Source organism: Bacillus sp. DB-2 (assembly GCF_003315125.1).
Classification (GTDB): Bacteria; Bacillota; Bacilli; order Bacillales; family Bacillaceae_G; genus Bacillus_A; species Bacillus_A mycoides.
On record NZ_QNRN01000023.1, the window covers coordinates 1 to 19,666 of the forward strand.

Consider the following 19,666-nt stretch of genomic DNA (forward strand, 5'->3'; position numbering starts at 1 on the left):
ACTTCTTTTTTAGCTTATAAACTATACGAACAAGGAAAACAATTTATGAAAATAGACAAATGGTTTCCTTCCACAAAAACATGTAGCAGTTGTGGGAATGTAAAAAATATGTCATTGTCTGAACGAATATATTCTTGTATATGCGGTGTAAATCTCGATAGAGATTATAACGCAGCTATCAATATCAAAAATGAAGCAATACGCCTATTAGCGTTAGCATAAATAGCAATAAAATAACCTTTGGAACAAGGGAGTTAGCTCGGCTGTCTTAAGACGAATTCGTTAGCTATCAAAAGTAACGACTAACCGAGAAGCCCCCACTTCAAACAGTCCGTTAGGACGTTAAGTGGCGGGTAGTTCACAGGTATACTTCTATAAGAATTTTTGAGGGAAATGAATAAGTTGTGATAAACCTAATTAAATAAATGATTTGAAAGTAAACTAAACGGCTAAAAGTTTACTTTCATTTTTATTAAAAAAAGAACATGTAGAAATTACTACATGTTCTTTTTGATTTGATGGCAATATTACAACTTGTTTATATTAGTTTGCTACTTTCATACTTTTGTAAAACTCGTTTTCACTATATGGTGCCCCTAATATCCTGTTTACATTTGTACATATTAACAGATTGGTATTGCATAGATCGTAAAATTTGCCTAGGTAGAGCTAAATACTTTATGGTATTACTTAATGATTGTAGAGATGGCTTGTTTGTATACCAGTTGTTGTTTACCATGAACCATCATTAAGACAGTAAATTTATCTGTTGCAAGGATCTGCCCACGTACTGGAACGCCATTCTTTAAAAATACAGTAACTTCCCCTTTTTTCTCTTTCAATTGTTCATACATATCTTCTTGTAAATTAAACATGAAATGCGCCCCCTGGTTTGTTTGTATTTACTTTTCTTCTCATACTTGCTGCTTTTCACTGTTGGATATATGTGATTCCCATTCACTTTCTATTTTTCTAAACCATTTTCCTATTTTGCTTAGATAATATCTTTTTACTTCACCATAAAGAATCCAAATTTCACGTTCCTGCATTTGAATCATCACTTCATGAAGAATCTCATCATGTTCATACTTTCTAGGTTTTCTATGATGTGTTTTTAAAAACTGTGTATATTCTCTACGTAACCAATTAGAAATATGTTCTTTTTGTTTTCACTTGAGATGTGACCATTTTTTATTTGTTTGAAGGATTTTTTCCATTTACTTTTTTGTGGTTTTTCATCGAAACTCATCTCCTTTTACTAGTAAAACGAATATATAACTATCGTATCACATTTAAATTGAAATACTGCTTTAGGGACATATTTCGCAAGAAATCTATGCAAAATAAACAATACATGATCCATTTAGCGAATTAATTCAACATAAAAGTAAATGTAGACTATTTGTGTGGTGTTTTATCTTTTATTAATTATTACGGTACGTGAAATTATAATGTTAAACCTAAAAAAGCCCCTTGAAAGGAGCTTCTTATTTTACAAGGTATTGTTCTATTTCTTTTATTAATAATTCTGCACCTTCTGGACTTAATGCTATCTTACCATTTGCTAATGTTATGTTACGATTTGACACTTCTTCTGTTAACGCACAAACACCACCAGGCTGATACCTCTGTAAAACAATGTCTTCACCTTCTACAAAGATCTCTAATGGTGATTTTTCTTTCATACCTAGCGTATTTCTAAGTTCCTTTGGAATTACCACACGCCCTAATTCATCTATTTTTCTAGTTACTCCGGTTGCTTTCATCTAATATCTTTCCCCATTTCATTATCAATTGTACCCAAGCTATTCTTTACTATTGTAACAAGCTTTTCCCATACATGAAAATTTATTTGCATTTACAAAAGAACAAGTAAAATAAATAGAGGATTTTTGGCACGATAACAAGATAAGTAATTGAAATGAAGCAATTCTTCAGCTCGTAGAGAAAGCGTTAAGTCATAAAAAGCAAAGCCTTTTGGCTACGCCAAACCGAAATTCATCTCCCACCTACCGCTGGGCTACGCCCTTCACGCGCTTGAGGAAGGAGTATTCTTTCGAGGAATTCGTTAAAATTTCGTTCTGGGGGTGCCACAAAATTTCAAGTTGATAGCGATGTGTTGCTATCCCAATGAATAAAATTTGATTATATAAAAATAATAAAAACACGACCGTTATACGTAAAGAGGTGTAAATCATGTCTTTAAATGAAAAGACCTTAGAAACCATGGAAAATACCATTGTTGAAACTATCCAGACAAATAATTTACAAGAACTTAAGAATACATTAGAACAGATCTTTGATATTTGTGCCGATTTAGTTGAACATCCATTACAATTAAAAACAAAAACGAATGTTTTACTATATTATTTTGAAGGTCTGACAGATGGTTTTGCACTAAAAGGAAATGTCGTTACACCATTATTACAAGAAGTAAATGAAGACAGGCAAGTATTTAATTCTAATATTATTGCTACTTATACAAAAACAGTATATACATGGAATGAAATTAAAAAAGGGCTGCTCGAGGGACAATGTGTACTGTTTATGGAAGGAGAAAAGAAAGCCCTTCTCATAAATACAAAGGGATGGGCAGAAAGATCGATTCAGGAACCTATTTCAGAAGTTACCATTAAAGGTTCTCATGATGGGTTTATTGAGAATGCCACTAAAAACATAGGTCTCATTCGTAGATATATTCCTTCTACTGAGTTAAAAATCAAAAAATTGACAATCGGAGAACGGGCCACTACTTTTGTATATTTACTTTACTTAGGCGATGTAGCTAACGAAGATGTGGTACAGGAAGTGGAGACAAGAATCTGTAAAATTAAAACTGATACAGTATTGAGTGTAGGAGAATTGTCCAACTTTACAAAAGATCAAAATTGGACTCCCTTTCCACAGGCTTATTTAAGTGAACGCCCAGATGCTATTTCTAATCATATTCTTGATGGTAAAGTAGCAGTGTTAATTGATAGATCTCCTGGTGCAATGATCGTTCCAATGAATTTAATTGGATTTTTTCAGACTCCCGATGATTATAATGTACATTGGCTGATTGCATCATCTTTTCGCTTATTACGCTTTTTAGGATTTATTATAGCTATATTTTTACCCGCGATATATATTGCAATGGTTTCATTCCACTTTGAAATCATTCCTTTAGATCTATATACTTCTATTGCAACGTCAAGAATTAAAGTCCCTTTCTCGCCTTTATTGGAAGCATTTATTATGGAAATCACATTAGAAATGCTTCGTGAAGCGGGTATTCGTCTACCACAACCAATTGGACAAACAATTGGAATTGTTGGAGGTATTGTAATTGGACAAGCAGCTGTTCAAGCAGGACTTGTGAGTAATGTTATGGTTATTATCGTATCTATTACTGCCATTGCATCATTTGTTGTTTCTAATTATGATTTATCAAGTTGTATTCGGCTTATTCGTTTTCCAATGATGTTATTTGCCTACTTTTTTGGAATTGTAGGTATTGTTAGTGGATTAATGCTCTTATTTGCTCATTTTGTTTCACTAACTTCCTATGGTTCACCATATGGATTGCCAATTGCACCATTTCGTCTCCAAGAGTTAAAAGATTCTTTTGTAAGATTTCCCATTTCTATGATCACCACCCGCTCAAGCACAGGACAGCCGAAACAAAGAAAGAAAAAAGAAGGTGGCTCGCATGGGGAGTCTTAAATTCCAAAGCATAACCTTATTCGAATATATTGTTTTCATTCATTCACTGCAACTTGCATCAGGTATGTTAATTATGCCAAGCCCTCTTGCCACTACCGCTGGTACAGACGGCTGGATTTCTATCATTCTGGGATGGATAATTACTTCTATAATTGGTGTAATTATTATATTAATGTTACAAAAAAATCCTAACAAAAATTTCTCTCAGATCTTAAATGCATACTTTGGTAAATGGCTAGGGACAATTTTTCTTCTTTTATATGCCTTTTATCTATTTTTTGCTGGTTTTAATACTTTATTAAAGGCAACTGATATTGTAAAAGTGTGGATATTCCCTTCCACTCCTGCTTATCAAATTGCCATATTATTACTATTACCTTTTATTATTTTATCACTGAGTGGGATAAGGGCTCTTACTAGTTACTCTATGCTTGTTTTCTTCTTCACTACTTGGATGCCAATCTTTCTCCTTTTCTCATTACAGAGTATTTACAATCCTTTACACCTACTACCTATTTTTAAAGATGGCTTATATCCTATTGTAAAGGCAACAAAAGAAACCATTACTCCTTATGCGGGCTTAGAAATTGCATATTTTATTTATCCGTTCTTACAAAAAAAACAAAAAGCCATAAAAGGAATACTAATAGCGAATACTGGAACCATGTTTTTCTATCTATATGTGACTATTCTTTCTTATATATACTTTAGTCCGGAGGGGATAAAAGACGTAATTTGGCCAGTATTTCATCTGTTAAAAGGGGTTCGTTTTTCTTTCATAGAACGATTAGAAATTTTATATATCGCTTACTATTTGATTGTATTTTCCACTACAATATATCCGTATTTATTTTTCAGTTTCGAATCTGTGACCATTTTATTTCAAAAAACCGTTCGCAATTGGGTGCTGGTTGGTTTTATGGTATTAATAGTCGGCTTATTCGTTTTTCTAAATCCCGATGTGGATCAATATTTATTTATATATTCTCTTATGGATATCTTAAATATCATTTTCTTTATTCTATTACCAATCTTCTTTTTCGCTTACAGCATTGTTTTTACTTGGTTTACTAGGAGGAAACAGCTTTGATTCGAAAATGGATATGGATTGTAATCTGTTGTGTATGTTTAATTGGTTGTGGTCAGAGAATTCCTCTTGAAAAAGTTTCTTTAATCCTTTTAATCGGCTTAGATAGTACTTCTAATGGAAACATAAAAGTGGGCACAAGCATACCACTCTTTCATCATAAACAGCAAAGCAGCACTGTAGAGCATTGGGTTCAGGCGTCAACCATATATGATGGATTTAGCAAAATGGATACGAAATTAACAGGGTATGTGACATCATCCAAAGCTGAAGTTATTTTAATTGGGGATAAATTAGCACAAGAAGAAAATTGGATACAGGCGCTCGATTCCTCTTACCGTGATCCTTACGCTACCATCAATGCTAAAGTGGTGCTTGTTGATGGACCGGCAGAAGATATGTTTAAAGTTAATAGGCCTGATAAGCCATCACTTCCATCTTATATAAATGGTGTAATCGAGTCTTCAATTCAAAATAATCAATCCGTCTCTTCTACAATTCAACAATTAATGAGAGAAAAAAATGAACAGGGAATGACGCAAACTGTTCCCATTATCAAGAAAACAAATAATGAAATTGATACGGTAGGAATTGCATTTTTAAATCATCAAGGAAAGTACTTAACGAAGATTCCTAAAACCGATGTGAAGTTTTTCAACCTTATTAATAAGTCAAAAAATACAGGTCGGATGATACTACACCTTGTTCTTTCTCCAAAAAAATCTGATAAAAAGCCAAATACGTCTGTTTTCGTACAAAATGCAAAGAGAAAAATTAGTGTTGATTTCCAAAAAGGTAAATTTATTTTTAATATAGATGTAAGTATGAATGTATCCTTAATTGAAAAAACCAACGGAAACTTAACTAAAACTCGTTTACATGGTAATAAGAATATAGGTAGATTGGAACATGAAATCCAGGAAGAGTTCAATAAAAAATTACAAGGCATGTTACAGGATATGCAGAGAAATAAAATTGATCCAATTGGTTTATCGTTACACGCTAGAGCTTTTCAATATAAAGAATGGAAAAAGGTAAAAGAAGATTGGTTGCGCGCTTTTTCAAAAGCTAAAATACGTGTGAATACACATGTTAAAATAAAAGATACAGGAACAATTAGGAATTAAACTATCTAGATTATTTTTAGCCAAGAAAACTTCCCCCTCAATTTGGGTGAAGGTGCAAAGTTTCTCAAGAGATAAACAGAGGCATGAATATATGAGGAAATATTATGAGGCTACTAGTAATTCCTGTAATTCATGATATACCGAAAAGGCGAAGTCTCCAAAGAGACTCCGCCTTTTCAACGTACAATGAACTTCAACAAAATGGTTTAGTTTTAAAGCCATCGATTAAACTTCCTAATGTATATTTTCTTTATAATTTCAGTAACTAGAGCATATATTGTTAAAATTCCAAATAACCACGGGAAATAATACAACGGAAGTGGAGTTAAGCCAATTTGGGTACTTAACCTGGTAAATGGAAGGGAAATCCCTATAATCATAACTAAACCTGTAAGTATCAAAACAGGTCTAGCAGCCGTACTTTGTAGAAAAGGAATATGTTGAGTACGAATCATATGCACAATTAATAATTGTGTTAGTAACCCTACTACGAACCAACCCGTTTGAAATAAGGATTGCATTTCAGGAATATTTGCACCAAATATATTCCACATTACAATAAAAATAATTATATCAAAAACACTACTTACCGGCCCAATAAAAATGATAAAACGAAATAAATCTTTTGTATCCCAACTTCTTGGTTTCACTAAAAATTCATTGTCTACTTTATCCCATGGAATTGAAAGTTGGGATAAATTATATAGTAAGTTTTGACATAATATTTGAATTGGTAACATTGGAAGAAAAGGAAGAAATGCGCTAGCAATTAATAAACTTAATACATTTCCAAAATTTGAACTTGCTGTCATCTTAATATACTTCAGTATATTTCCAAACGTTGTCCGCCCTTCCACAATAGCATCTTCTAATACATGTAAATTCTTTTCTATAAGTATAATATCTGAACACTCTTTAACGATATCATCTGCTGTATGGATAGATACACCAACGTCAGACTGTTTTAAAGCAAACACATCGTTAATTCCATCCCCCATAAATCCAACTGTATGGCCATTCATTTGAAGTGCCTTAATAATACGAAATTTTTGACTAGGATTTAATTTTGCGAACACACTTGTTTTACTTGCAAGTTTTACTAATGCTTTATCAGGAAGACTATCAATTTCATAACCCAGTACTGGTTCTCCTATATACAAGCCCATTTTCCTACATACATTTCTTGTCACGGACTCATTATCACCAGTTAAAATTTTCACTTGTACCCCTTTCTTTTGTAGAGTATGAAGTGCAGCCATAGCCGATTGTTTGGGTGGATTTGAAAAACCAACATATCCAACAAGTATCATATCTGATTCATCATCAATAGAGTAACTCCCCACTTTATCACTCTTTAACTGCTTATATGCAACTGCAACAACACGCATCCCCCGTTCCTGCCAGAGTTCAATTAAGTGTTTATTTTTACGTTGGATTTCATCTGTAATAGGAATTATCTTATTATTTTCTTTTATATAACTACAAATTGATATAACTTCTCTAACAGCACCTTTACATAGCATTATTCGTTCGTTAGCATTTGTTTCTACAACAACTGAAACTCGTCTTCGATTAAAATCAAATGGGCATTCATCTATTTTTGAGTATTGAGATATATCATATTCACTACTATCTCTTACATAACGCATAACCGATAGATCAATTTCATTTTTATATGCTGTATGAAAGTAGCCATTTAAATACGCTAATTTCAAAACCTCATCCGACTTCTCTCCATTAGTATCTGTATGGCATACCAGGTCCATTTTATCTTCTGTCAATGTGCCTGTTTTATCGGTACAGAGAATATCCATAGCTCCGAGATTATGGATAGAAGATAGTTGTTTTACAAGTACCTTCTTTTTACTCATATTAATAGAACCTTTAGCCAAATTAGCGGTTACAATCATTGGAAGCATCTCTGGAGTAAGTCCAATCGCTACAGCTAAAGCGAATAAAAATGCCTCATACCAATTCCCATTTATAAATCCATGTATTATCATAACAATAGGTGTCATGATAATCATAAATTTAATTAATAGCCAGCTAACTTTGCTTACCCCTTTATCGAATCTAAAATCAGATTTCTTGTTCAGTTTAAACTGATTCTTTGCTATTGAACCAAAGTAAGTATCTGTTCCAGTACCCACAACTATTGCTTTTGCGGTACCACTTATAATATGAGTTCCCATAAAACAGAGATTTTCCAATTCGATCAAATTTTGGATTTTTCTAATTTTACGTTTTTTGTACATATGGAAATACTGATTTGTTTTAACAATGGGTAATGCTTCCCCTGTTAGTGATGATTGATTTACAAGTAAATTTTCCGATGAGATGATTCGTACATCTGCAGGTACAATATTCCCGCCAGATAATTCTATAATATCCCCTGGTACCAGATTCTCAAGAGCAACTTGTACCTTTCCACTTTCTTCTAATACCGCCCTCTTATTTTCCTTATATAAAACATCTCCCCCCCTGAGAACAGTTACCTTTTCATATACAAGATTTTTTAATTTTTCTATAGACTTCTGAGAACGAATTTCTTGTATGAACCGAATTAAAACACTTACAGCCACCATAATGCCTACAATAATAGTACCCTTTATATCATTAGTAAGAAAAGATAACATCCCTAATATGATTAGAAGAGAAATAAACGGACTTCTAAAAGAATTAAATAATGTAATATACCATTTTATCCTTTTTTGATAAATCACTTTATTTTCCCCATATACTTCAAGCCGCTTAGTAGCTTCTTCCTGAGAAAGTCCATGAGACGATGTTTTAAAAAAAGCAAACGTCGACTCAACATCACTTTTTGCAATTTCACTTAGCATTTTATAATTTTTGCCTAGTACTTCCTGATTATAAAAAGATTTTTTTTTATTAGATCGCAACAACTTAACCTCCTACCCATTAAATAAAATCCCCCTGTTTTTTCAAAATATAATTTTAAAGCTACATTTTTATAATCATCCTGAATTTTTAATCAAATTTAGAAGTGCAATTGCACTTAAATAGTATTATTCTCACCGTAAAAAGTAATTTTTATTTATCAGTTTCCTCTTATTAGCAGCAAAACTTTTGAATATAATGTGGTCTGTCGCAAGTATAATAGTGTAGACGCTTTATTTATTATTTTTGAAGTTAGTTTTAACTATATAATGGATTATGAAGGCCCATAAAAATCCTAAAACAGCTCCTATTAATACATCCAGCGGATAATGTACTCCTACCCAGACCCTTGAAAAAGCAATTAAAAAAGCTAACAATAAAAATGCTTTCCCTAAACGTTTTTCATATAAGCATAAAGTTATAGCTATTGCGAAGGCACTTGTAGCATGATCACTAGGAAAAGAGGCATTAGCCGTATGCTCAACAAGTTGTTTTATATTCAACTGAGAAACAAATGGTCGTTCTCTATAAAAAAACAATCCAATAATTCTATTCAACACAAAAGCAAAACAGCATGCTATTATAGCTTGAATTACACAGGTTCTATTTTTATATTTTTTGTTTAACCAAAGAATCATAAATAATAGTATGAACATATACTGAGCATATTCAGCAAAAAAGATCATTAAATAATCGATGTATACATTTCCTTTCACATGCTCATTTATATACCGAAATCCATTATAATCTAGATTGTTTATTAAATTTAACATTTCTCCTCCATAAGCAAATATATTATCTGCTTTTTTATTGAAAATTGAGATATTTATTAACAGTCCCATTGCTATTAAATTAGCCATTAAAGAACTTCCGCCAAAACCAATAAATGGAAGGAGGGTACCTGTAAGAGGGAACATTCCCGTGTCACCTCCTAAATTAACAATAGATTGAAGACCTATCATACTCCCGATTCCTATTGATATTAGACTTCCAAATTGACTTTTACACTCTTGAACAATCTTAAAAGAGCGAAGTACTATAGTTAATAAACCAGTTAATATGATTAGTACCCCTATAATTCCAAGCTCCTCAGATACAATTGACATAATAAAATCAGTATGAGGCTCAGGTAAAAAACCTTCCTTTTGAATACTATTTCCATATCCACGTCCACTAACTCCACCAGATCCTATGGCAATAAATGAATTTACAAGTTGGTAACCATCCCCTTTTGCATCAAGAAATGGATTGAACACCGTTGTAATACGTGCCATTTGAACATCAGATAAACCAAACCTAAAAAGAAAGTATAAAGTCGGTACCCAAACAATTGAAGTAACAGCTATCCATTTCATTAAAATAGAAATGTTTATTCCAGAACATATAAACATACTTGCCCCTATTCCTGAAATTAATAATGCAGAACCTAGATTGGGTTGTTTGTATATCAAAAAGAACGTAAACATTAAAAACAAAATAACTTTACCACTGCCTTACCAATATGATTTTTGCACCTCTTGACGCTTTGAAAAAAAACCTGCTAGTACAATAATCACACCCAGTTTAATAAATTCTGCAGGCTTTATTCCAAATATCCAAGATTGTGCATTATTAACAACTTTCCCTTTCCATAAAACTAAAAATAGTAATACAATACTTACCATTACAATACACACGGAAACGATGCGTTTTTTCCATATATGAAAAGGTAGTCCTATACAAATTATTAACCCTATTACTCCTAAAAAAGTTTATTTAATTGAGAGCGAAAAAAGAAATCACCACTATAACCATAATTTTTTACTGCAACAATTGAGCTAGCACTATACATCATCATAATTCCAAATATAATTGTAACGATAAGCGAAAACACCAACGGATAATCCAGTAACTTGAATATTTTTTTCATTTCTATTCTCTCTTTCTCCATGCTTCCAAGAATCTTGTCTACAAACTTTACGGGAACGAACCTAGGTATAAAAACTTAATATAAATTTTTTATAAGCCTAATAACGTTTTTGCAATGGTAAAGTACAGAATTAACCCCGTCCCATCGACTAATGTCGTAATGAACGGACCTGAAATAACAGCTGGATCCAACTTTAACTTATTTAGAATCAAGGGTAATACAGATGAAACAATAGACGACCAAATAACAATGAATAATCCAGTTATAGCTACAACTTGTGCGACTTCTGTACCTACGCCTAAAGTGTACGCACGAATTAATGCCGCCACGGCTAATGTAAGCCCAAGTAAAATACCTACTAATGCTTCTTTTTTCATAACACGAAATATATCTTTAAATTTCACCTCATTTAGAGCTACAGCTCGAACCAATGTAGTTACGACCTGTGTACCTGTATTTCCACCAGTTCCAATTAACAAGGGAATAAAAAAAGCCAGTGCAACTACATGAGTCAAAGTTTCTTCATAATGTCGAAGTACAGAACCAGTATATGCTTCTGCTACAAACAGAAGTAATAACCAACCTATACGTTTACGGTATATTTGCCAAATAGAGGTTTCGAAATACGGCTTATCTAATGGGGTGCTCCCTCCTAATTTTTGAATATCTTCAGTTGCTTCTTCTTCGAAAACATCCATTGCATCATCGAAGGTTATGATACCTATCATCCGATTATCCATCGTTGTTACAGGTATAGCGGATAAATCATAATCCATTAGCTTTTGTACAGCTTCCTGTTGGTCTAGGTCCACTGAAACTGAAATAACATCCGATGCCATTATTGATGATAAAGTTTTATCATCTGAAGCTAGCAATAATTCACGAATAGAAACAATTCCATTAAGCTGACCACGCGTATCAAGAACATAAATATACGAAATTGATTCTACCCCTGCCCCAATTTTTCTAATATGCGACAGCGTATCTTTCACTTTCCAATTTTCCCTGGCAGCAATATAGTCAATTGTCATCAAACTACCCGCTGTTCCAGATTGAAAAACCAACAGACTTCTAATTCTTTGTTGAGATTCTTTAGACAAAAGTTGTATCAGTTTTTCAGCCTGTAGTGGATGAATTGAAAGAATTACATCAACAAGGTCATCAATAGATTGCCTAGCTAATAGCTCTTCCCCTTTATCCACAGGCACGTTGGTGCAAATATTATATTGCTCCTCTGGAGTAAGGTAACTAAGAATTTTCGCACCTTTTTCAGCAGGAAAATATTTCATTAAAGATATCTGATCTTTATGGTGAAGATCTTTCATTTCCATCGCAATATCATAGGATTGAATTTTTATTAGCTCTCGCACTAAATGTATATCTTTTGTTGCTAATAATTGTTGTAAGCATTTTTTCATCGTAATTCCTCCTTAAGGACAGTGGTACTTGTTATCATTTTCCCACTTCTGGGAAAACAAATTTCTTAATAAATATGGGATCAATATCATCAATCATTAGTTTTCCCCCCTTTTATAAGAGATTTATTACAAATAAAATTTTGCATATAAAAAACCTCCCCTAGTGATTCAACTAAAGGAGGTTGATTTAAAAAAGACATAGCTAAATAAAGCTCATTCCCCCTAGTTGAGTTTTGGCACTATACAACGTAAAGGATGAATCATTCATCACTTAGCTATCTTAAGAAGAGCCTTAATCCGACAATTCCTGTTCTACCCATTGGCATCTTTCGATATTTTTGGGCAATAGCCTGTGTTTGTATAGGAGCCTCACCTAACAGGTTATAAATATTTAAAATTTTTGTTCGTTTCGTGTTAAATCATATCCACTATTTTTGAGCTTGTCAAGTAATAATAAAACTTATTTCTTCATTTTTTGATATCATACCATTCCCAAATCATAGATATAAACAACTGTATACTAATTTATATTTATACAACGAACTTTACAATTCATGCGCTAAATTTTCTAAACTATAAACTATTAAATTAATTTTTTTTTATTATTACACGTGTCCTGACGCTTTATAATTGAATATTGGTGTAAAAATAAAATATTTAAAACAAAAACGTCCGATAGATAACAAAAATTTCAACTTGATTTCCTCTCACTTTCGATATAATCTGTATCTTGAAAAGGGATGAATTTTAAACTCATTATTTTCACATTAGATAAACACACAACATTTAATTTGCTTATTAGTGCAAATAAAATATGTCTCTGTTAGGTGAGGCTCCTGTATAGAGAAACGCTGCTACCCAAAAATGTCGAGAGACGCCAATGGGTCAACAGGAACGGTCGAATTAAGGCCCTTCTTAAGGTAGCTGGTTTTAAACCTATGCTGTACAGTGCTAAAACTCAATGAGGGGGACCTTTATGATAAAACGACTTGTTTAGCTTTTTCCTAACAAGGTTTCTTTGTCTTGAAAAAGGCCTTTACTCATATGAGTAAAGGCCTTTTAAATGTGAATATAGTACAAAAAGAAAGGGTGAATCTTCATGAAAAAAATTGAATCTATCAAAATAAAATAAAAGTTCTCCCTCCTCTTCCCATATTCATATTTCTAATAATTACACGCATTTTAGAGTAGCGTATAAAAAAAGAACTACAATGATAAAGAATAATTTACCTCTTGAATTTCAGAGTTTAACAAAATTTTATGCAGTGAATATGGGGAAATTATGTCCGTTATTCGAATTATAATATTTATTTATATTAATTATATATTAAAAATAAAATTAACTTATTCAAAACAATATGTAAAATTATTCAAAGATATCATAACCACATTTTTTACTCAATACGCGTGAGAATTGCTCAATGTTTAGAATTAATAATTGAAGTACATATTATCTATGAGGTGCCTGTTCACTCTATTTAGTATGTTTTTTGATTTTCATTATTTAGAGACCTCATAAGCAAGTGGTGATAACGATCACTTGCTTTTAACATTATTATATTCTTAATATGTGATTTATCACATTGATGATACTGCTCACCAAATGTTCACAAAAATACTTACACAGTATTTTTTCGTTCAACTGGGCTTACAAATAAATATATAAATAATATCAATTTTCCATCCCAATTTATTATGTCATTTTTACTTAATCACTTAAAGAAAGCGAAATTACAGCCAACTAGCCAATCCATTGAATTCGCCTCTTTTTGCTCGAAAATTGTTCTACAACTATTACTCAAAATAACGTCTATCAAAACATTTCATTATCGAGCAGTTACATTCTACATGAAATTCCTTTCTAATATTCCTCGGTATTGTTTTGTATTCTTCTGCTATAATTCCCTCACTTATGAATGTAATTATCCGTTCTAATTTTAGGTTTTTTTGTAAAAAAACAAAAAATAAGAGCGTATATTGCAAAATAATTCAACATACACTCTTATAAAACCTTATGTGTTTTAATAATTTCAATAATTTCAATAATTTAAGGGTATACCAAAATTTTACATTTTAAATCCACCTATTAACTCCTGTAATTCTTCGGCCATTTGTGCTAATTGAATTGCTGAAGAATTTATCTCTTCCATGGAAGCATGTTGTTCTTCGGATGAACCAGCTATAGTTTGCATACTTGTGGTGTTCTCTTTTACAGCTACTGCTATTTGATTAATAGATGTATCGACTTGCATTGCATCAAATGTCATCTTATTTGATAGGTCCACCATACCATGTACTTTGGAAACGATATCATTCGCTGAATTTGAAATCTCATAAAAACTTTGTTTTGTATCATTCGCTACCTTAATTCCCGACTGTACTTCTATTCCTACTTCATTCATAGCTTTTACAGTCTCATGTACATCTAATTGTATTTCTTTAATTAATTTTCCAATTTCCATTGAAGATTGTCCTGATTGTTCCGCTAATTTCCCAACTTCATCCGCAACAATTGCAAATCCACGTCCCTGTTCTCCTGCCCTAGCCGCCTCAATCGCCGCATTTAGTGCTAGTAGATTTGTTTGTTCAGCAATATTTTGAATCGCTTCTAATATAGTGCCTATTTGCTGCGATTTCTTATCTAATAATTTAATTACATTATCGGATTGGGAAACAGAATGATGTATAGACTGCATTTGTGTTACAGTTTGTTCTACTAATTGTTCCCCCTCATTTGCTTTTTGTTTTGTGTATAAAGATGAGGTCGATACTTCAGAAGCATTATCAGCTACACATTGAATATTTCGTGTTACCTCACCTATTAATTTAGCTCCAGACTCAACTTCATTATTTTGAACTTCTGCACTATGTGAGATTTCTTCCATTTCTTTTGTAATTTGTTCTGTTGCAACACTTGCTTGCTCTACACTAGCAGTTAGTTCCTCAGAAGAAGCTGCTACATGTCCTGCAGATGTGTTAATTTGTGAAATAATATTGCGTAAAGACTCTGCCATTGCATTGAAACTATCACCCAATTGACCAAGTTCATCCTTTGAACGAATATCAATTTTCTCCGTTAAATCTCCTCGACTAATTCTTTGAGCTGAAATAACTAATTGTCTTAGTGGATTAATAATAGATCTAAGAATGAAGAAAATTATAATTCCACCTAATAATAAAGAAGCTCCTATTATAGCAAATGTTTTATAAAAAATAGGATTAGTAGCTTCTTCAATTTCTTTCGTAGGCATTACACCAGCTATTTTCCAACCTGTTTTTTTATTTGTCTTAAAGCTTATGTTTCGATCCTCACCATTAAGGCTATACGTAATCTCTCCATCTTCTTTCTTATAAAGTTCATCTGCTAAAGATTTATCTAATTTTTCACCAGGTTTTAATGTTGGATGAACAACTATAGTTTTATCTTGACCCACTATAGCTACAAAACCTTGCTTTCCTATCTTTATCATTTTAGATGTTTTTACGATATCATCAATATTTAAGTCCATACCAATGACACCACTTTTATCTGCATTTTGTTTGGCAATCGCTATTACCATATTTCCTGTAGCTTTTGATTTATACGGAGATGAAACAATAATTTCTCCATTCGCTTTTTCTGCATCCTTATACCAACTACTTTCTAACGGATTAAATCCTTCTGGTATTTCTCCAACAGGCGCATGAATAAATTGATTGTTACTGGATGCGGAATAAATTGTTTCTATCTCTGGATGTAACTGTATATATTGTTCAAATTTACTCTGCACATTTTGTAATTGATCAGGATTATAATTGCCTTGTGTGAGTAATTTTGCAAAATAAGTTACATCTATATATTTGTTTTCTAATTCATCATCAACAATCTTATCTAAAATACTTACATTATCTTTTGCTGTTTGTAGAATTGTTTCATTAAGATCTGTTTTCGCCTCATCATAAGATGTTATTCCTACAATAAGACTAGGTATAATTAATATTGTAATAAATGCCATAGACAACTTCGTTTTTAGCTTTATTTGTTCCAATCTTTTTTTTATATTAAACACGATTTTCTTCTCCTTTTCATTCTTACAACTCATATTATTTATTTAAATGTTTACTCCTTTATCTTTTTCTACAATTATTTATGGTATCATTTGAAATGAAATTACTACTACATCCTTTTACATGCATCTTCAGAGATAGCAATTTAGCTTTCACAAGCGGAGTTTTATTTATCCCCCCTTTCAAGTATGTTATTTTTCTATTTTAAGCAAATATAAAAATAAGAATTATTCCAAATAAACCGTATTAAATATATACTTCACTCTATTAAAATGGTTTTTAGTTTTGATTGGATAAAAGGTTTAATTTAGGCCTAATTAAATTGTATGAAATCCTTACCATAAGAAATTCTCTAAAACTTAACTAAGTGAATATATCCCCTGGATAATTCTACTTAATGGCTTTTTAAACCACTCTAACTGCTTCACTTCATTCATACATCTATTTACTACAGCCGCTTGTTGTTTTGTTGGATTACTGAACCATAAATTCTAAATAGAAGAATACAATAAATTGGAGGACTATATTGTAACATGTATACATAAGTTTTAAATATTAAAATCAAAAAATATATAAATTTTTCATTATACGTATCTCCATATATTACAAATAATTTAGTATGAATTTTAATTTGCTACCATCTATATAGAAAAATACTAGCATTAGAATATATAACCGCAGGAACCAATATGTATTTTGGAGAATGGAACACATCGCTATCAAGCTAAGGTTTTGAAGTACCCCCTAAACGAAAATTTTCCTTCTCTACAGGTAGCTACTTTGAGAAGTCAGTTCATTTTTTTCGTTTTTGGGGCGTTTATTTTTCTTAAGTTGATGGGCATGGCCTCACCATATCCAAAAAAGAAAATTGTACGTTTATACACAAAATTAACACGTTTCGATTAGTTCCCTGTACGTTAAAGAATTAGTTTGTATAATTGAGGAGATGTATAAGACAGGTGTAAATGTAGGGGAATCCAATATTTTCTATTCAAATATGATAGAATAGAAAGAAATCTAAAACGGAGGAAAAACAACTGAACTCAAACACAAAACAGTTTATTTATGATATCCAGCAAAGAAAGAACAATTATATGTAAGATATATTAAAAGCAATACAACACCCTAAAAAAGAGCAAGCTGAACAGGTCATTCAAAATATAGTAGAGAAGATGGATATGATGATTAGGTTAGTTACTGCTTACATGACTATTGAATCAGAATCTATGAAAGAATTAAAAGAACTTCAGGAAGACATTATTCATGCTAAAGCATATATTCAAGAACGAAAATTTGAAGAAACACAGAGATAAAACCCTGTGTTTTTATTTGTTGGTCTATGACAACAATCTGTTATGAATCAAATTAGATGTAAAAGGTGCTGAAAAGAGCTTAAACTTATATACGCTTAGCTTAATAGCAATGTGGCGTGATCCCTATTATCTTGCTTTTATTTTTGCTTATTGCCTTTATTCGGATCATATAATACCATTTGAACTTAAAAAATATCACTGTCCGTGAAACCTAAAACATTCATTTCTTCTTTCAATGAACGCCATGGTTCTATTTTAATGAATTTCGTAATTTTGTCCCTTAGCACGCATGCAGATAATATGCTTCTTCTTTCTTTTTCAAAATCCCCCCTACTGCAAGATAATAAACCATATAGCTATATAAAAATTATATAATTACTAAGTGCATTATGAAGTAATATGTGTTAGTTAGGTGGTTCATACTTTACTTTATTTCTTCTCTTTATACTCTTTAATTATAGATTCCAACGAAATAAACAAAGACGAAGTCTTCAATCAGACCTCGTCTTTTCGTCGTATAACGTATTACAAAAATTATTAGCGGCTTCATAAAATTCAATTGTAATTTCCTCACCGTTTTATGTGTTAAGAAACTTTACAACAGAACCGTTTCTAGTTTATCAGAAATCTTTTGGCTGCACCAAACCGAAAGATTTCTCCCACCTATCGTTGGGCTATCCCCCTGTACACGCTTGAGGAAAGAGAATTTTTTCGGATAATGTGTTAAAATTTAATTTCAAAATGAATCCAAATTATCACCATTAGAGGCAATAACATTTTTATACCATGCAAAACTTTTTTTTCTATAACGTTTTAGGGTTCCATTTCCATCATTATCCTTATCTACATAGATGAATCCATAACGCTTTTTCATTTCTGCTGTTGATGCACTTACTAAATCAATTGGTCCCCATGTAGTATAACCTAATAAATCGACTCCATCAGTGATGGCCTCTTTCATTTCTGTAATATGAGATTTCAAATAATTAATTCGATAATCATCATGTACTGTACCTTCTGTATTTAGTACATCTATTGCTCCAAAACCATTTTCAACAATGAATAGAGGTATTTGGTATCGATCATATAACAAATTCAAGGCTATGCGTAAACCTTTTGGATCAATTTCCCATCCCCAATTTGAGACCTTTAGGTATGGGTTTTTAACACCACCAACCTGTAAGTTACCGGCAGAAGTTTCATATTTATCAGGAGATGCAGATGCCGTACCGCTATTATAGTAGCTAAAACCTAGGTAATCTACTTTATGGGATGAGAGAATTTCCTCATCACCAGGTTCCATTGTGATTTGTATTTGATTTTCAGCGAAATATTTTTCAGTATATGACGGATAATATCCTCGAACTTGAACATCAGTAAAGAATACTGTTTCACGATCTAACATCATAGCTTTCCATACATCTTCAGGATTACAAGTATGTGGATAAGTTGGCGCATAGGCAAGCATGCAACCTATCTTACTATTCTTTATCGTTTCATGACCTGCTTTTACAGCTAAAGCGCTTGCGATAAATTGATGATGAGCCGATTGATACTGTATATTTTGCTTATGATCCCCTTCTTTAAACTCGAGTCCCCCACCAGTAAAAGGAGCATGAATTACAAAATTAATTTCATTAAACGTCAACCAATATTTCACGTGTTTATAGCGTTCAAATAAATTAGTGGCAAAATTTAAATAAAAATCAATAAGTTTACGATTTCGCCATCCTCCATATTTTCTCACTAAATTGAGAGGCATTTCATAATGAGATATTGTTACGATAGGCTCAATGTGGTATTTTTTCAATTCGGCAAATACTTGGTCATAGAAAGCTAATCCTTCTATACTTGGTTGAGACTCATCACCATTTGGAAAAATCCGAGTCCATGCTATACTCATACGGAAGCATTTAAATCCCATTTCTGCAAAGAGAGCAATATCTTGTTTATAGTTATGATAATAGTCAATTGCAGTATGATAAGGGCAATCTCCATTTAATAAGAAATTTGGTGGGCTAAAGACACCATTTGGTAGTACATCTGCTGTAGAAAGACCCTTTCCACCTTCTTTATAAGCCCCTTCAATTTGATTCGCTGCTGTTGCTCCACCCCATAAAAAATTTTCAGGAAACGGTTTAGTGAATGGTTTCATATTT

At 32.2% G+C, this 19,666-nt stretch carries 11 protein-coding genes, 3 pseudogenes and 2 riboswitches; of the genes and pseudogenes, 5 read left to right on the plus strand and 9 right to left on the minus strand.

Going from position 1 to position 19,666, the window contains the following annotated elements:
• On the plus strand, positions 1-222 hold a 222-nt coding region (locus tag DET63_RS27990), incomplete at its 5' end, for a zinc ribbon domain-containing protein (protein WP_142675694.1).
• Positions 223-686: 464 nt separating this feature from the next.
• On the opposite strand, the gene hfq is transcribed toward DET63_RS27990, so the two are convergent.
• From hfq to DET63_RS28005, 3 genes and pseudogenes are all read right to left on the minus strand, one after another.
• Entirely contained in the window at positions 687-875 is a 189-nt protein-coding gene (gene hfq, locus DET63_RS27995) for an RNA chaperone Hfq (protein ID WP_002203963.1), read from the minus strand.
• A 39-nt stretch (positions 876-914) separates the two neighbouring features.
• Positions 915-1,239: pseudogene (locus tag DET63_RS28000) on the minus strand (transposase).
• A 248-nt stretch (positions 1,240-1,487) separates the two neighbouring features.
• Positions 1,488-1,766 carry an AbrB/MazE/SpoVT family DNA-binding domain-containing protein gene (locus DET63_RS28005; RefSeq protein ID WP_113938455.1) on the minus strand — a complete coding sequence of 93 codons (279 nt, stop codon included), beginning with the start codon at positions 1,764-1,766 and terminating at the stop codon, positions 1,488-1,490.
• A gap of 430 nt (positions 1,767-2,196) precedes the next feature.
• Here DET63_RS28005 and DET63_RS28010 point away from each other — a divergent pair, with 430 nt between their 5' ends.
• Genes DET63_RS28010 through DET63_RS28020 form a run of 3 tightly spaced genes read left to right on the plus strand, consistent with a single transcriptional unit; the run spans position 2,197 to position 5,919 of the window.
• A complete protein-coding gene (locus DET63_RS28010) occupies positions 2,197-3,705 on the plus strand; it encodes a spore germination protein (RefSeq protein ID WP_113938456.1) in 1,509 nt (502 codons plus the stop codon).
• On the plus strand, positions 3,692-4,795 hold the full coding sequence (locus DET63_RS28015; protein WP_113938457.1) for a GerAB/ArcD/ProY family transporter: 1,104 nt from the start codon (positions 3,692-3,694) through the stop codon (positions 4,793-4,795). Before DET63_RS28010 ends, DET63_RS28015 begins: the two co-directional genes overlap by 14 nt.
• The gene (locus tag DET63_RS28020; RefSeq protein WP_002203957.1) at positions 4,792-5,919 is read left to right on the plus strand and encodes a Ger(x)C family spore germination protein; all 1,128 of its coding nucleotides are present in this window, start codon (positions 4,792-4,794) and stop codon (positions 5,917-5,919) included. Before DET63_RS28015 ends, DET63_RS28020 begins: the two co-directional genes overlap by 4 nt.
• A 212-nt stretch (positions 5,920-6,131) precedes the next feature.
• Here the strand turns inward: DET63_RS28020 and mgtA are convergent, their stop codons facing one another.
• From mgtA to DET63_RS28045, 5 genes and pseudogenes are all read right to left on the minus strand, one after another.
• Positions 6,132-8,825 carry a magnesium-translocating P-type ATPase gene (mgtA, locus tag DET63_RS28025; RefSeq protein ID WP_113938458.1) on the minus strand — a complete coding sequence of 898 codons (2,694 nt, stop codon included), beginning with the start codon at positions 8,823-8,825 and terminating at the stop codon, positions 6,132-6,134.
• 228 nt (positions 8,826-9,053) lie between these two features.
• Positions 9,054-9,593 (minus strand): undecaprenyl-diphosphatase, encoded by a 540-nt coding sequence (locus tag DET63_RS28030; RefSeq protein ID WP_016126998.1) that lies wholly within the window; start codon positions 9,591-9,593, stop codon positions 9,054-9,056.
• A 33-nt stretch (positions 9,594-9,626) separates the two neighbouring features.
• Positions 9,627-10,729, minus strand: a pseudogene (locus DET63_RS28035) (FtsW/RodA/SpoVE family cell cycle protein); the annotation flags it as partial.
• An 89-nt stretch (positions 10,730-10,818) separates the two neighbouring features.
• Positions 10,819-12,147 carry a magnesium transporter gene (mgtE, locus tag DET63_RS28040; protein WP_061675983.1) on the minus strand — a complete coding sequence of 443 codons (1,329 nt, stop codon included), beginning with the start codon at positions 12,145-12,147 and terminating at the stop codon, positions 10,819-10,821.
• 211 nt (positions 12,148-12,358) lie between these two features.
• A riboswitch (M-box (ykoK) riboswitch) is annotated at positions 12,359-12,535 on the minus strand.
• A 424-nt stretch (positions 12,536-12,959) separates the two neighbouring features.
• A riboswitch (M-box (ykoK) riboswitch) is annotated at positions 12,960-13,123 on the plus strand.
• 1,090 nt (positions 13,124-14,213) lie between these two features.
• Positions 14,214-16,196, minus strand: a complete 1,983-nt coding sequence (locus tag DET63_RS28045) for a methyl-accepting chemotaxis protein (protein WP_113938459.1) — start codon at positions 16,194-16,196, stop codon at positions 14,214-14,216.
• A 1,035-nt stretch (positions 16,197-17,231) separates the two neighbouring features.
• Here DET63_RS28045 and DET63_RS28055 point away from each other — a divergent pair.
• Positions 17,232-17,507, plus strand: a pseudogene (locus DET63_RS28055) (hypothetical protein).
• Positions 17,508-18,243: 736 nt separating this feature from the next.
• Here DET63_RS28055 and DET63_RS28060 read toward each other — a convergent pair.
• Positions 18,244-19,662: a 6-phospho-beta-glucosidase gene (locus DET63_RS28060; protein ID WP_113938460.1), complete on the minus strand. Its 1,419-nt coding sequence runs from the start codon at positions 19,660-19,662 to the stop codon at positions 18,244-18,246.
• Between the last annotated feature and the right edge of the window lie 4 nt (positions 19,663-19,666).